Source organism: Winogradskyella sp. A2 (assembly GCF_046762865.1).
Taxonomy (GTDB): Bacteria; Bacteroidota; Bacteroidia; order Flavobacteriales; family Flavobacteriaceae; genus Winogradskyella.
The window spans coordinates 106,125-122,312 of the sequence record NZ_JBKQXM010000002.1 but is presented as its reverse complement, the minus strand read 5'-3'; the positions used below and the strand labels follow the sequence as shown (position 1 = coordinate 122,312).

General features: G+C 34.3%; 12 protein-coding genes. 8 read left to right on the top strand and 4 right to left on the bottom strand.

Annotated elements, in window-relative coordinates; translation table 11 throughout:
• Positions 1-2 precede the first annotated feature (2 nt).
• Together hemC and hemA are read right to left on the bottom strand one after the other, a co-directional pair.
• On the bottom strand, positions 3-1,577 hold the full coding sequence (gene hemC, locus ACFWV9_RS03695) for a hydroxymethylbilane synthase (RefSeq protein WP_411893889.1): 1,575 nt from the start codon (positions 1,575-1,577) through the stop codon (positions 3-5).
• The gene (gene hemA, locus ACFWV9_RS03690; protein ID WP_411893888.1) at positions 1,570-2,820 is read right to left on the bottom strand and encodes a glutamyl-tRNA reductase; all 1,251 of its coding nucleotides are present in this window, start codon (positions 2,818-2,820) and stop codon (positions 1,570-1,572) included. Before hemA ends, hemC begins: the two co-directional genes overlap by 8 nt.
• Before the next feature lie 200 nt (positions 2,821-3,020).
• Here hemA and ACFWV9_RS03685 point away from each other — a divergent pair, with 200 nt between their 5' ends.
• The 7 genes from ACFWV9_RS03685 (at position 3,021) to ACFWV9_RS03655 (ending at position 12,454) form a co-directional block, all read left to right on the top strand.
• Positions 3,021-3,923, top strand: a complete 903-nt coding sequence (locus ACFWV9_RS03685) for a helix-turn-helix transcriptional regulator (RefSeq protein ID WP_411893887.1) — start codon at positions 3,021-3,023, stop codon at positions 3,921-3,923.
• Positions 3,924-4,014: 91 nt separating this feature from the next.
• Positions 4,015-5,052 (top strand): ferrochelatase, encoded by a 1,038-nt coding sequence (gene hemH / locus ACFWV9_RS03680; RefSeq protein ID WP_411893886.1) that lies wholly within the window; start codon positions 4,015-4,017, stop codon positions 5,050-5,052.
• A complete protein-coding gene (locus ACFWV9_RS03675; RefSeq protein ID WP_411893885.1) occupies positions 5,052-6,413 on the top strand; it encodes an MATE family efflux transporter in 1,362 nt (453 codons plus the stop codon). The genes hemH and ACFWV9_RS03675 overlap by 1 nt, the downstream gene beginning before the upstream one ends.
• Positions 6,414-6,453: 40 nt before the next feature.
• Positions 6,454-9,540 (top strand): VPS10 domain-containing protein, encoded by a 3,087-nt coding sequence (locus tag ACFWV9_RS03670; RefSeq protein WP_411893884.1) that lies wholly within the window; start codon positions 6,454-6,456, stop codon positions 9,538-9,540.
• On the top strand, positions 9,540-10,088 hold the full coding sequence (locus tag ACFWV9_RS03665; RefSeq protein WP_411893883.1) for a CopD family protein: 549 nt from the start codon (positions 9,540-9,542) through the stop codon (positions 10,086-10,088). The genes ACFWV9_RS03670 and ACFWV9_RS03665 overlap by 1 nt, the downstream gene beginning before the upstream one ends.
• A 41-nt stretch (positions 10,089-10,129) precedes the next feature.
• A complete protein-coding gene (locus tag ACFWV9_RS03660) occupies positions 10,130-11,581 on the top strand; it encodes a sensor histidine kinase (RefSeq protein WP_411893882.1) in 1,452 nt (483 codons plus the stop codon).
• Between the two features lie 90 nt (positions 11,582-11,671).
• Entirely contained in the window at positions 11,672-12,454 is a 783-nt protein-coding gene (locus tag ACFWV9_RS03655; RefSeq protein ID WP_411893881.1) for an enoyl-CoA hydratase/isomerase family protein, read from the top strand.
• Here ACFWV9_RS03655 and ACFWV9_RS03650 read toward each other — a convergent pair whose 3' ends face one another.
• Positions 12,455-13,879, bottom strand: coding sequence for a Gfo/Idh/MocA family protein (locus ACFWV9_RS03650; RefSeq protein ID WP_411893880.1), 1,425 nt, complete (start codon positions 13,877-13,879; stop codon positions 12,455-12,457).
• A gap of 371 nt (positions 13,880-14,250) precedes the next feature.
• Here ACFWV9_RS03650 and ACFWV9_RS03645 point away from each other — a divergent pair, with 371 nt between their 5' ends.
• On the top strand, positions 14,251-15,324 hold the full coding sequence (locus ACFWV9_RS03645) for a PA0069 family radical SAM protein (protein ID WP_411893879.1): 1,074 nt from the start codon (positions 14,251-14,253) through the stop codon (positions 15,322-15,324).
• A 61-nt stretch (positions 15,325-15,385) separates the two neighbouring features.
• Here ACFWV9_RS03645 and ACFWV9_RS03640 read toward each other — a convergent pair whose 3' ends face one another.
• The gene (locus ACFWV9_RS03640) at positions 15,386-15,943 is read right to left on the bottom strand and encodes a hypothetical protein (protein WP_411893878.1); all 558 of its coding nucleotides are present in this window, start codon (positions 15,941-15,943) and stop codon (positions 15,386-15,388) included.
• Between the last annotated feature and the right edge of the window lie 245 nt (positions 15,944-16,188).

Genomic DNA, 16,188 nt, shown 5'->3' with positions numbered 1-16,188 from the left:
CTTTAAACATAATTTTCATTCACCAACTCAATTACACTTTCAACGGTTGGTACCTTGGCAACTCTGACATCTTCAAAAAATTGACATGCTACTTTAGCGGTGGTTTCTCCAATACAAAATGCAACACCTACTGCTTTGTTTTGCTTTAAATAGCTTTCAACAGTAGATGGGCTATAAAACATTACACCATCTATGCTACTTTCAATCTTGTCAGCATCAAATTTTGTTTGGTACGCTTCAACTTCATTAACCGTAATATTATTTTCAGACAATATATTTGGTAAATCATCTAACCGTAAGTCACTACAGAAGTATGTTACTTCAGCCCCTTCTATATATTCTACAAGATATTCTGCCAATTTTTTAGCATTGGCTTCCGAATGTTTTACTTTACCTATGCGTTTTTCAATCATTCTTTTGGTGCGCCTGCCAACACAATAGATATTTTTGAATTGTAATTCGGAAGGTGAGAAATTATGCAGAAGTGCTTCCACACCATTTTTGCTAGTAATAATTACATTTTCAATTTCGTTCCTAACAATACTTTTTGGTATACGATTTAAGCTGATTTTTATGGCATCGTTACTGTCTGCAATAACATCGTTGTAAAATAATTGCAACTGACTGTCAGTTAATTTTTTAGTTGAGTAAATATTAGTATTTTTTTCACTGCGCTGTATTTGATCCATTAGTGTTTTACCACCTTTACTAATAATATAGTCAGCGCAAAATTCACCTACATCATCGTGTTGACCAAGCGGTACTACTTTTGAAACTTCTATCTTTTTAGTACCATCCTTACTTAACAAGATGCCTTTAAAGTTTACTTCTTCATTCTTTATATATGCTAAAGCACCAATAGGTGCCGTACAACCACCTTCTAATTGTCTCAAGAATTTACGTTCTATCGTGGTGCAAATTTCGGTGTCTTCATGATTAATTTCAGCACAGATAGTTCTGATTTCTTCATCACTTTCTAAAGCTGCAATCATTATAGCACCTTGTGCCGGTGCAGGGATCATCCAATGTAAATTAATAGCATTCTCAGGTCTTATATTTAACCTACCAATACCAGCAGCAGCAAAAATAGCTGCGTTCCAATCATTGTTTTCCAGTTTTTCTAGTCGTGAGTTTACGTTACCACGAAGCCCGACCACTGTGTGTGTTGGATACATATTAAGCCATTGTGCACGTCGTCTTAAACTTCCAGTTGCGATAATGGCATCTTTCGTAGATAAAAATTCTTCGTTGTTTTTATAAACGAGTGTGTCGTTTACATTACCACGTTTTATTACTGCGGCCTGTACAATTCCTTTTGGCAATTGCGTGGGCACATCTTTTAATGAGTGTACTGCGATGTCAATATCTTCATTGAGCATTGCAATATCTAAGGTTTTAGTGAAAATACCAGTAATACCAAGTTCGTAAAGTGGTTTGTCTAAAACAATATCTCCAGTTGATTTAATAGGAACTAATACGGTTTTATGACCTAGGTTTTCTAGTAGCGTTTGAACAGTTTTAGCCTGCCACATTGCGAGTTCGCTATCTCGTGTGCCAATGCGAATAATTTTAGACATTATCGGTAGTTTCTAACTGAAATATTTTTTTGATTAGTTCCAAGCTTTCATCTGACGAATTATTGTCATCTCTGAGGTGATGAGCAAACTGATTTGTGATTTTTTGTATGATATTATTTGATATCAATTCCGCCTGGTCTTCATTAAAATCAGTAATTTTTTTGCGTTGATTACTAAGTTCTGAATTTTTTAAACTTGTTAACTTATGTTTTATAGCCTGTATCGTCGGAACGAATTTTAAGGTATCTAACCAAGCATTAAATTCACCCATTACGTCAGATATGATAGTTTCTGCTTGTGGAATATAGGCTTTACGCTTTTCTAAGGTATCATCGGTAATTTTGGCAAGGTCATCCATATGCAGTAATGAGACATTAGGTAATGCCAAAACATCTTCATTAACATTTTTAGGAATAGATAGGTCTATAATCAACAACGGTCTATTTATGGAGATCTGAGATTTTGTCACAGTTGGGTTTTGTGCACCTGTAGCAACAATTACAATATCCGAGTTATTTATTTCTGATTCTAATTCCGTGAAGTCTTTTACAATGAGGTTGAATTTCCCAGCAACTTCTTCAGCCTTAGTTTTAGTTCTGTTGATTAAAGTAATATGTGAGTTTTTGGTATGTTTAACCAAATTTTCGCAAGTATTTCTTCCAATTTTTCCGGTACCAAACAAGAGAATGTTTTTATCAGAAATGTTCTGTATAGTATTCATTATATACTGAACTGATGCAAACGAAACTGATGTGGCACCCGAAGATAATTCTGTCTCGTTTTTAATTTTTTTACTTGCCTGAATCACCGAATTTATAAGACGCTCAGTAAATGAATTAAGCAACCCTTGTTTTTTAGATAGTCTAGCGCTAAACTTAATCTGACTGATAATTTCAAAATCACCTAGGATTTGACTATCTAGACCAGAGCCAACTCTAAAAATGTGGTTGATAGCCTCCTTGTTCTTGTAAACATAAGCAACCTCTTGAAATTCTTCCACAGTTCCTTTAGTGTTTTCGCATAACAAGTGAATAAGTTGGTATGGGTGCACCGCAAAACCATAAAGTTCTGTGCGGTTGCAAGTAGAAATCACCACCAAACTCTCAATGCCATTTTCTTTAGCTTGTTCAAGCAAATAATTTCTTGCTTGGTCGCTAAGACTAAAATGACCACGAACCTCTGCATCAGCTTTTTGATAGCTGAGGCCAATCGCGTAAAAATGTGTGCTTTTTTGATGTTGCATTCGCTCGTTTACCTGACTTGGAAATTAACAAGGCAAATGTAAAATTGTAAAGAACAAAAAAATAACGCTAGAGGAACTTTAAATGTCGTTTGTGGGTTTTTGCATTTCTTTTTGAAATAAACATGATAAAAATCATATTTTTGCTTGGTAATAAGGGGATTTTTTGCCTTTTGTTTAGAATGAATCTAAATAAATACAAAATGAATTCAAATATTTTAAATTCAAAAAGTGTCGCTAGAGGAACTTTTGAGGAAACTTATTTAGAAGATGGCTTTTTTGTGCTGATGCATAAAAATGAAAATAATGATATAGAAATTCTTGAACGTGAGATTGATAGCAGTTATATTCAATTTCATTTTTGTACTAAAGGTCTTTCTGTTTTCGTTTTTAATCAAGGCAATTATAAATTAAATATTAACGAAGAGACCTCTTTATTGCTTTACAATCCGCAACGTAATTTGCCAATCCACGTCGAACTTCAACCACATTCTTGGATAGTTTCAGCTGTAATTTCTATTGAAAAGTTTCATAATTTGTTTTCAAGGGACGCCAATTATGTCACTTTCTTAACAGACGATAATAAGGATAAGAAATATTATAAGGATGGTATAATAAATCCATCCATGGCAGTGGTTTTAAATCAAATGATCAGTTATAATCTTAACTCATCTGTAAAGCCATTGTATTTTAAAGGGAAGGTATACGAATTATTGAGTTTGTATTTTAATAGAAGCGAAGGCGCTGATGTAGAACAATGTCCGTTTTTAGTAGATGAGGTCAACGTAGCCAAACTTAAAAGAGCAAAGGATATTGTAGTTGCCAGAATGGCTGAACCTCCTACTTTAAAAAACTTAGCCTCAGAAGTTGATTTAAGTCTTAAAAAACTGAAAGAAGGATTTAAGCAGATTTATGGCGATACTGTTTATGGATTTCTATTTGACTATAAAATGGAAGTTGCGAGAAAATTGCTTGAATCTGGCGAACACAATGTTAACGAAGTTGGGCTAAAAGTGGGTTATAGTACTGCTAGTCACTTCATTGCTGCATTTAAAAAGAAATTTGGTACTACACCTAAACGCTATGTCAGTAGCACAAATGCCTAACAGAATTAAACTATAGAACAATATTAAAATACAATTGAACTTATCCAGTCTTGGGTAATTGCGTTGTATTTTTGCATTGCAAAGAAAAGATATGAAAAAAGGAATTTTATTAGTTAATCTAGGTTCTCCAGACAGTCCAAATCCAAAGGACGTGAAAACATATTTAGGTGAATTTTTAATGGACGAGCGTGTAATTGATGTACCACTTTGGGCTAGAAATTTACTCGTAAAAGGCATAATTTTAAATACAAGACCAAAGGCATCAGCAAAAGCCTACAAAAAAATTTGGTGGGAAGAAGGATCGCCTTTGATTGTGCTTTCAGAGCGTTTAAAAGAAAAGGTTCAAGAATATGTTGATTTCCCTGTTGCCTTGGCAATGCGATATGGTAGTATGACTATAAAGAAAGGTCTCCAAGAATTAGTAGATAAAGGATGTACAGAAATTAAAACCATTCCACTATATCCTCAGTTCGCTATGGCTACTACTGAAACAATCGATGTAAAAGTAGATGAACTAGTTTCAAAATATTTTCCACAAGTAAAAATTACACGTACACCTGCATTTTATAACAGACAAGATTATATTGATGTGCTTTCTAATAGTATAGCCGAAAAGCTTGAGGGATTAGATTATGAACATATTCTCTTTAGTTATCATGGTGTGCCAGAAAGACATATTAGAAAGAGTGATATTTCTAATGGCAATTGTAAAATGGATGGTAAGTGTTGTTTTAAGAAGGGTAGTCCACAGCATGAGTTTTGTTACCGTCATCAATGCGAAATTACTACGATAAATGTTGCTAAAAAACTAGGTTTAAAGAACGGAGCTTATTCTACCACTTTTCAATCTAGATTAGGATTTGATCCATGGCTAAAGCCTTACACCGACCGCACGATTGAGCGCATGGGTAAAGACGGTATTAAGAAAATGGCTATTGTAACACCAGCTTTTGTTAGTGATTGCTTAGAAACACTTGAAGAAATTGCCATGGAAGGTGAAGAAATATTTCACGAAGTTGGCGGTGAGGAATTTACTGTTATTCCTTGCCTAAACGACCGAGATGATTTTGCTCAAGTACTTTCAAATATTACAAAGGAGTGGATTGCTACTGAAACTGTTGCTGTTTAATGGCCAAAGTATCTTCTCAAGATTTAGGAAATCAACCCATTGGTAAATTATTGATTAAACAGGCAGTACCTGCATCAATAGGTATATTGGTGATGTCTCTAAATATATTAGTTGATACAATTTTTGTTGGTAATTGGATTGGTTCTGTAGCAATAGCGGCCATAAATGTAGTATTACCGGTATCGTTTTTTATTGCGGCACTAGGAATGGCAATCGGTATTGGAGGCTCGTCCATTATCTCAAGAGCACTTGGATCTAATAATCGCGAAAAAGCCCTTACAACTTTTGGTAATCAAATTACCTTAACCTTATTATTAACCGTCACTTTAGTAATTCCAGGACTTTATTTTGTAAATAGCATTATTCCTGCTTTTGGCGGTAAAGGAGCCATTTTTGAGCCTGCTAAAATTTACTATGTCATTGTACTTTACGGAATTCCTTTTCTAGCACTTTGCATGATGGGCAATACGGTTATTAGAGCAGAAGGTAAACCAAAATTTGCTATGTACGCAATGATGATTCCTTCAATAGGAAATTTGGTTCTAGATTATGTATTAATTCGAATATTCGATTTCGGAATGTACGGTGCAGCATGGGCTACCACAGGATCTTATTTACTTTGTTTACTATTTATTCTTTGGTTTTTTCTATCTAAGAATTCAGAATTAAAAATCACAGACTGTTTTTATAAGTTAAATCTTCCAATTATTAAAGAAATTGGTAGTTTGGGATTTGTGACATTATCAAGGCAAGCAGTTGTTAGTGTTACTTATTTATTGATGAATAACATTTTATTTGATTTTGGCGGAGAAACATCTGTGACAGCATATGCCATTGTTGGGAGAATGTTGATGTTTGCCTTATTTCCAGTTTATGGTATTACCCAAGGATTCCTCCCGATAGCTGGTTACAATTACGGTGCAGAAAACTATAAACGTGTTAGAGACACTATACTAACCGCTATTAAATATGCGGCCTTATTGGCAGGCGTTGTTTTTATATTTCTTATGATCTTTCCAGAGGCCATTACGAGTTTGTTTACACAAGATAAAGCTGTACTTAGAGAAACACCGCCTGCAATGAGATGGGTTTTTGCTGCAACACCAATAATTGCGGTTCAACTTATCGGTGCGGCTTATTTTCAAGCTATAGGTAAGGCAACACCAGCATTAATTCTAACATTATTGAGGCAAGGGATATTCTTTATTCCATTAATTTTTATTTTACCTCAATTTTATGGTGAATTAGGTGTTTGGATTGCCTTTCCTATATCAGATATTTTGGCTACGATAGTCACTGCTTATTTTTTACATAGAGAGGTGACGTTAAATTTGTTGCCAAAGGAATCAGAATCATATTAAATTCTTAATTTTAGGATTCTATAACTAACCTTTTTTTACAATGAGATTTTCTTCCTTATTTACAGTTTTGCTGTTATCCTTTTTTAGTTTAAACATTCAATCGCAAGACATTAATGAATCTGACTATGCGGCCTTAGAGTATAGGCTATTAGGACCTTTTAGAGGTGGTCGAAGCGCGGCTGTTACAGGTGTTCCTCATAAACCGAACCTATATTATTTTGGTGCAACAGGTGGAGGAATCTGGAAGACAACTAATGGTGGTCGCCAATGGGAAAATATTTCTGATGGTTATTTTGGAGGTAGTATAGGTTCTATTTCTGTAGCTAAAAGCGACCCGAATGTAATCTATGTTGGTGGTGGTGAGAAAACAGTTAGAGGAAATGTATCTTCAGGATACGGTGTTTGGAAAAGTGTTGATGCTGGGAAAACTTGGGCAAAATCGGGATTAGAAAAAACTAGACATATACCTCGCATAGCTGTGCACCCTGTGAATCACAACATTGTTTATGCAGGTGTTTTAGGTAATATCTATAAACCAACGTCAGAACGTGGTGTTTATAAAAGTACTGACGGTGGTAAAACATGGCGTAAAACATTATTTTCTAATGAACATGCAGGTGTTGTAGATTTAATAATGGATCCTACAAATCCGAGAATATTATATGCCTCGACATGGCGTGTGCAACGCACACCTTATAGTTTAAGTTCTGGTGGAGATGGTTCTGCGCTTTGGAAAAGTACAGATAGTGGTGAAACTTGGACCGAAATTTCAAAATTAAAAGGATTTCCTGAAGGTATATTAGGTATAATTGGTGTCACAGTTTCTCCATTAAATAACCAACGTGTCTGGGCAATGGTAGAAAATAAAGACAAAGGTGGTCTTTATCGTAGTGATGATGGTGGTGAAACATGGAATCAAGTAAATAGTGAACGAAAACTTCGTCAACGTGCTTGGTATTATACACGTGTTTATGCAGATACCGAAGATGTTAATACGGTTTATGTTTTAAATGTTCGATATCATAAAAGTACAGATGGTGGTAGAACATTCAGTACTTATAATGCACCTCATGGCGATCATCATGATCTTTGGATTGCACCTGAGAATCCTAAACGTATGATTATTGGAGATGATGGTGGTGCGCAAGTAACTTACGATGGCGGAGATACGTGGAGCACTTACTATAATCAACCTACGTCACAATTTTACCGTGTTACCACAGATAATGCATTTCCGTATAGAATTTATGTAGCACAACAAGATAATTCAACCATAAGAATTCCACACCGTACAGATGGCCGCGCAATTACAGAAGATGATTGGGAAAGTACGGCTGGTGGTGAATCTGCTCATATAGCAGTAGATCCAGAAGATAATGATATCATTTATGGTGGTAGTTATGGAGGCTATCTCACACGTGTTAATCATAAAAGAGGGACCACTAGAGCTATTAATGTTTGGCCAGACAATCCAATGGGATCTGGAGCTGAGGGTATGAAGTATCGTTTTCAATGGAACTTCCCAATAATTTTTTCCAAGCATAACCCAAATCGCTTATATACTTTTTCACAACATGTGCACGTTACTGAAAATGAAGGGCAATCATGGGAAATTATTAGTCCAGATTTAACGCGAAATGATCCTGAAAAATTGAAGTCTTCAGGTGGTCCAATTACTCAAGATAATACTGCTGTGGAGTATTATTGTACCATTTTCGTGGCACAAGAGTCACCGCTTAAGGAAGGGTTACTGTGGGTAGGAAGTGACGATGGTCTAATTCATGTTACTCAAGATGGCGGAAAAAATTGGAATAATGTTACACCAAAGGGCATGCCTGAATGGATGATGATTAATAGTATCGAACCTAGCGTATTTGACGAAGGCACATGTTATGTCGCTGGAACCAAATATAAAACAGGTGATTTTGCACCATACTTATATAAAACTACAGACTATGGTAAAACTTGGAAAAAAATTACCAATGGTATAAATGAAGAACATTTTACAAGAGTGCTTAGAGAAGACCCAAAACAGAAAGGATTGTTATATGCTGGTACTGAAACAGGCATGTATATTTCATTCAATGATGGTAAGGATTGGAAACCATTTCAACTAAACCTTCCGATTGTACCAATTACTGATTTAACGATTAAAGACAATAATTTAATTGTTGCTACCCAAGGTCGAAGCCTTTGGGTAATTGATGATTTAACCGTAATACACCAATTGTATAATGCTGATACGAATAAGAATTTATTGTTCAAACCAAAAGATACTTATAGAATGAGTGGTGGTAGTAGAAAAGGAAGTAAAACAACTGGTACTAACCACCCAAACGGTGTGATGACATACTTTAATCTAAAAGATTTGAAAAAGGATGATAAAGTATCTTTAACTTATTTTGATAAGAAAGGCGATACTATTAAAACCTATTCAAATACCGACAAAAAGAATAAGTTAGATGTAAAAAAAGGAACAAATCAGTTTGTTTGGAATATGACTTACGATGGAGCAGAGCGTTTGCCTGGAATGATTTTGTGGGCTGCTAGTTTACAAGGTCCAAGAGCAGTTCCTGGTACTTATAAGGTGGCACTAAACGTAAATGGAGAAATTCAAAACCAACCTTTTAATATCGTTGCAGATCCTAGGGCAGAAAGTACAATAGCAGAGATGCAAAAACAATTTGATTTTATTCAAGATGTTAACGGAACAGTTGACAAAGCACACAAATCTATTAAGAAAATAAGATCTATTAATAAACAATTAGGAGCGTTTCAAAAGCAGTATAAAGGAGATGATAATGTAAAGGACCTTCTTGATAAAGCAAAGACTTTAGAAGAGCAATTATCAGATATTGAAAAAGCACTTTATCAAACAAAAAATAGAAGTGGACAAGACCCTTTAAATTTTCCAATTAAACTTACAGATAAATTGGGCGGTCTAAATTCACTTACAAGACGTGGTGATTTTCCACCGACAGACCAGGCGATTGCTGTTAAAAACGAGCTGACTGGGAAAATAAATAAAGAGCTCACCGTTTTTAACAAATTGCTAAGTGACGAAATAAAAGCGTTTAATGTCGCTTTTAATTCTAAAGGGTTAAACTACTTGTTTGTTGAAGATTAATGGAGTATTACAACTATATAAAATCCTTACACCTCATTTTTGTTATAACCTGGTTTGCTGGTTTGTTTTACATACCACGATTATTTGTATATCAAATAGAAGCATTCCATAAATCATCTCCTGAAAAAGAAATATTAGGAAAGCAATTAAAGCTCATGGCAAAACGATTGTGGTTTATCATTACTTGGCCTTCTGCAATTCTTGCAACACTATTTGCGGTTTGGCTAATGGTATTAATGCCAAGTTGGTTTCAATTTGGTTGGATGCATGTTAAACTGGCCTTTGTGGTCTTACTTTATATATATCACTACAAGACACATATTTATTATAAGCAACTTCAAAAAGATGAGGTTAAAGTAAGCTCTAGTTTTATGCGTATTTGGAATGAAGGTGCGACATTTATTCTATTTGCGGTAGTATTTCTGGTAATTTTAAAAAGTACAATAAACTGGATTTTCGGAATTATAGGCTTAATCGTTTTAGGAATTCTAATAATGCTAGGATTTAGAATTTATAAAAACATACGTGCAAAAAACCCAGACGCGTAATTGGCTTGATTATTGCTATATTTAGTGCATTATAATCACTAATGAAGATTAAGAAACTCTCTTTAAGATCTAGAATATTTATTGCCATGATACTTTTAGTATTGCTGGCATCCATTCTTATCGCTGCAGTTACCATTTATCAGTACAATGAAGAAGCGAGAGACTACCATAAAGAACGTTTAGAACGTAAGGAAAAAGCTATTAGACAAAGTATAAACTTTGCAATAAAAGAGACAACATATCCTGTTACCACAGAAAATATTCCGCTCATTTTTAAAGATGAAATATTTGATATTGATGCAATTCACAACCTTCAAATAAATCTTTATGATCTAGAAGGTCAGTTGCTGAAAAGTTCAAAACGTACAATACAAAGAGACACTACTGAGATTTGTATTGATGCAGAAATTCTAAACGCTTTAGCTAATACAGTGGAACATCGCCATGTAATTAAAATTCAAGAGAATGGTCAGACGTTTCAATCTTCATACTCTTATATTACGGATTTGAAGTTTAAAAATTTAGCGATTCTAAATTTACCTTATTTGGAAAATGATGATTTTCTAAATAGAGAATTAAATGAGTTTTTACTTCGCCTCAGTTACGCGTATTTGGCAATGATATTGGCAGCAATTGTATTTGCATATTTTATCTCAAAATATATTACCAAATCACTAAAGACAATTAGTGATAAAATGAATGAATTCCGTTTAGAGAAACGAAATAAAAAGATTGAAATTGAAAGTTCTAGCGAAGAAATAGAAACCCTTGTAAACTCATACAATGGTATGATAGATGAGTTAGAAGCAAGTGCTGTTAAATTAGCAACTAGTGAACGTGAACAGGCATGGAGAGAAATGGCAAAGCAAGTTGCTCATGAGATTAAAAATCCATTAACACCGATGCGCTTAAGCGTTCAAAGTTTTCAACGGAAATTTGATCCAAATGATGAGGATATCAATCAAAAAGTTGATGAATATAGTAAGACCTTGATTCAGCAGATTGACACAATGAGTTCAATTGCCTCTGCATTTTCAAATTTTGCGAAGATGCCTGCACAAAAAAGTGAAGAACTTAATGTTGTGAGTATTGTAAAATTGGCACTAGATATTTTTAATGAAGACTATATAGATTTTGAAGCAGAATCAGAGGAGATCATTGCCAAATTCGATAGAAACCAATTAATTAGAGTAGTTACTAATTTGGTTAAAAACAGTATTCAAGCAATACCGAGTGATATTGAAAACCCAAGAATAAAAGTTAAGGTGTTTTCTGAAGACAATGAGGTAAAAATCACTGTTGAGGACAATGGCAGTGGTATAACCGAGGAGACAAAATCTAAAATCTTTGAGCCAAAATTCACTACTAAAACTAGTGGTATGGGACTTGGATTGGCAATGGTAAAAAATATTGTGGAAACCTTTAACGGAAGTATTAACTTTACATCACAATTTGGAAAAGGAACCACATTTTCAGTTTCATTCCCAAAATAAAAACTTATAATCCTGAAGGGATTTCAGGATATTATAAACCAAACAACAAATATCATGTTTCCCTTTTTCAAGGGAATAAAACTACGTTTTATGAACTACGAAAACATACTATCACATTATCAAAACGGAATTACCACGATTACAATAAACCGACCGAGTAAACTTAATGCTTTAAATAAGTCAACGATTCAGGAGTTACATGATGCTTTAGATGAAGCAAATAATGATTCAGAAACAAAAGTTATTATTATTACTGGTAGTGGAGAAAAGGCTTTTGTAGCCGGAGCTGATATAAGTGAATTTGCAGATTTTAATGTAGAGGACGGTGGTAAATTAGCAGCTCAAGGTCAAGCACTTCTATTTGACTTTATTGAGCACTTAAGCACACCGGTGATTGCTGCGGTGAATGGTTTTGCTCTTGGTGGTGGTTTAGAATTGGCCATGGCTTGTCATTTTAGGGTGGCAAGTGATAATGCTAAAATGGGCTTACCAGAAGTGTCATTAGGTGTTATTCCTGGTTATGGTGGCACACAGCGATTACCACAATTAGTTGGTAAAGGAAGAGCTATGGAAATGGTTATGACTGCAGGTATGATAGATTCTACTCAAGCTTTAAATTATGGGCTCGTAAATCATGTTGTAACGCAAGAAGAGCTATTACCGCTTTGTGAAAAAATAGCAGGTAAAATTATGCTTAACTCATCAGTTGCAATTGCTGAGGCTATCAGAGCCATAAATGCCAATTACGAAGATGGTGTTAATGGATTTGATGTAGAAATAGAATCGTTTGGAAATTGCTTTGGTACCGAAGATTTCACCGAAGGAACAACAGCATTTTTAGAAAAACGCAAAGCAAATTTTCCAGGAGCTTAGTTATTTAACCTCCCAGCCTTTTCTATAATCTCTAGTTACCCATTCATTGGCCTTTTCATAATTAGTAACCTTCATGGCATCGCCATCCCAAAGTAGTTTTCTTCTCCCTGGGTAATCAAAAGGTGCCCAATCGGTTGGTTTTTTACCATCTTTCAAAACTTTATATTGAAATGCTTTTATAGCCAAATTACCCATAAGTACCGCTTCTGTTAGTGGTCCAGCATAGTCAAATGGTGATGAGGTCTTTATTCCTGTTAAACAAGCTTCAATCCAATTATCAATATGTCCATTAGAACCGTTTTTAATTCTAGGCAAAGTTGGTTCTGGTTTTTTAAAATAATTCATAGTACTACTTGGCAATAATCTAGGATTACTCGAGTAACAATCTGTTACTAACATTCCTTTAGTACCGTAAAAAACGGTTCCGCCACTCCAATCACCAATAAACTCACCATCTTTTAACTCGTCTGGTAAGTCTGGCATAATACCACCATCATACCAGTTTAGATCTACCTTTCCATGTTTCACAGTATCAAATTTTAGACGAACTATGGATGATGGAGGACAAGCCTTATTATAATTAGCCTCAACAAAGTCACCAGCCCAAACTGTTGTACAGCTCGCTTCTGCTTCATATGGATGCCCAAGCCCAAGTGCTCTAAATGGAGTTTCCATGATATGACAACCCATATCACCCAAACCACCAGTACCAAAATCCCACCAACCGCGCCATTTGAATGGTAGATATGCAGAATGGTAAGGACGATCTTTTGCAGGGCCTAACCATAAATCCCAATCTAAATGCGAAGGCACTGTCTCACCTTCATTAATATTCCTTAATCCTTGTGGCCAAACGGGTCTATTAGTCCAACAATCAACTTTTTCAATTTTGCCTATTATTCCAGAATCTATCCATTCTTGTGCTTCCCTAATACCATCGCTAGAACTGCCTTGATTGCCCATTTGAGTAACAATGCCTGTTTCCTTTGCCACATTTGCCATCATTCTAGCTTCATAAATATTATGTGTCAAAGGCTTTTCAACATAAGCATGCTTTTTCGCTCTCATAAAAGGTAAGGCAATCACAGCGTGCGTATGATCCGGTGTTCCTACAGTAAAAGCATCGATTTCATCTATATGATTGTCATAGAGTTTTCTAAAATCTTTATAGCGTTTTGCCTTTGGATGTATTTGATAACTTACTTCTGCCATTTTATCATCAACATCACACATTGCTACAAACTTCACTTGCTTAGAATTTGTAAGTCCTCTTACAATACCAGCACCGCGTCCTCCAACACCAATTGAAGCGACGTAAAGTGTGTCACTTGGTGGAATATGTGATTTACCTAAAACAAAGCTAGGTACTATTGAAAATGCAACTGTCGCTCCTGCAGTTTTCTTAATGAATTTTCTGCGCTTCATAAAAACTAAATTTGTTGGTTAGTACATTATGAAGGTACAATAAAATGTGATTTATTTTATCATTTGAAAATCCGATAAAAAAAATGTTGTGTTGATTTAGTTGGCACTTACAGCTTTGTGCATTACATAAAAGGGACTAACTAATAATAGTACAATTAATAATAAGGGGCTTAAAATTGCCAATAATACATATAACTTTTTCATAAGTATTGCAGTTTAAACAAAGTTCAGTCATTTATAACTCACTAAAAACAAGCATATTAACATATGTATGTGTTAAATTAACCGTAATGGGATGTTTTTTAGACTTACAATTTTTAAAACTACATACTGTAGCAATCACCAATATAGTATCGGTTTAATTTTATAGTATGAAATCCAGATCTACAATTAAAGGCCGTGGCGCGCAGAAAGTTATTCAAAACCGGTTTTTTGAATTGTCACATGAAATGAGAGATGATTTTCTTGAATACTGTGCTAAGGAAGGAGATTTAAGTGACAATGATAAAACTAAATATCTAAATGTTTTTCCTAAAACTATAGTAAATAAAGTTACAAGCCCTGATGTAGGTATGGCCTATTCTATGAATCCTTATCAAGGATGTGAACATGGTTGTATTTATTGCTATGCAAGAAACAGTCATGAGTTTTGGGGCTTTGGACCAGGTTTGGATTTTGAACGTAATATTCTAGTCAAAAAAGATGCTCCTAAATTACTAGAGACTTTATTAAAAAAGAAAAGTTGGGAAGCAAAAACTATTGTAATGTCTGGCAATACTGATTGTTATCAACCAGCTGAAAAGGAGTTTGAAATAACTAGAAAGTGTTTAGAATTATTTATAAGATACAGACATCCTGTTGGGATTATAACTAAGAATGCTTTAATATTAAGAGATTTAGATCTGTTGAAAGAATTAGTATTTTACAATTTAATTAGTGTTAATATATCTATTACTACTTTATCTGAAAGTACAAGGCGAATTTTAGAACCAAGGACTGCAACGACCAAAAGAAGGTTTAATGTAGTGAAAGAGTTGAGCGATAATGGTGTACCTGTTAATGTTATGCTGGCACCAATTATCCCATCTATTAATAGCCATGAAATTTTACCTATAGCAAAATTGGTTTCTGAGGCTGGTGCTTTAAATATGGTGCATACCATTGTTAGATTAAACGGCTCAATTGGTGAAATATTTAAAGATTGGATCCGTAGAACTTTACCCGATAAGGCAGAAAAAGTATTAAATCAAATTGAAGATTGTCATGGAGGGAAATTAAATGAAAGTCGCTTTGGTGTTAGAATGAGAGGCGAAGGTCATATTGCCAAACAGATAAATGACACCATTCGATTGGCTAAATCAAAATATTTTAAAGGTAGATCTATGCCAAAGCTTAATTACACTTTGCACGAACAATATAAGGATGGCCAACTAAAGTTGTTCTAAATAGAAGAAGTGGACCTAAGCCCACTTCTAACTAAATAAAAACTAATATATAAACAACAATCTATATTCTAAAATTCTCAGTGAATACTCTATTATTTGCCTTTACGACGGCAGTATATTCACCTGGTAGAGTTTCGTCTAATTTGTAAACTCTGTTTAATACTTGGTCACCCTTAACTGTATCTGAGTAGATCAAGTTATCTTCGAAATAAAGATTCACCCTCATTTCATTTGTATCAATACCAAGTTTAGATATTATAATTCTTGAGTCTTCATTTCTAAACACAGGTTTGAAGATCTTTTCTTTAGAATTTGCAACAAATGTTACCGCTCTATTATTTACTAAAATTGAATTAATCTCAATCTCAAAAGCCTTATTAATTTCTACGGTGTAATTACCATTATCAAGTTGTGTAAAATCGTACAGTCTAGTTAAATTACCATTGTACTTAACCAAACCTGAATAAATTAGATTACCTGATTCATTATAAACAGATATTTTGCTACCTTCATTTACATAATGATATGTTGGCGAATTGTCTGCTTTTTCACTTGCGTAGATTGTGCCTGTTCCAAACATCACCGCTACTACTAAAATTCCCTTTACTAAGTTTTTCATTTGTTTCATCTTTTTTGGGGTTAAACTGAATAATTAAATTTTCTTTTATCGTTTTTAAGTTGTTGTTGAAAATTGTTTATAAATCAGTTCTTATGATTCAACGATACAAAGATATTTTAGATGTTTAGTGTAGAAAACAAGAATATTGGCATATTTATGTTCAATATTAACCGTATTATTGCCTTTAGGAGTAAAATAGGTTAAAATAGAACACATTATTGATAATTGTGTATACATTTTGTTTT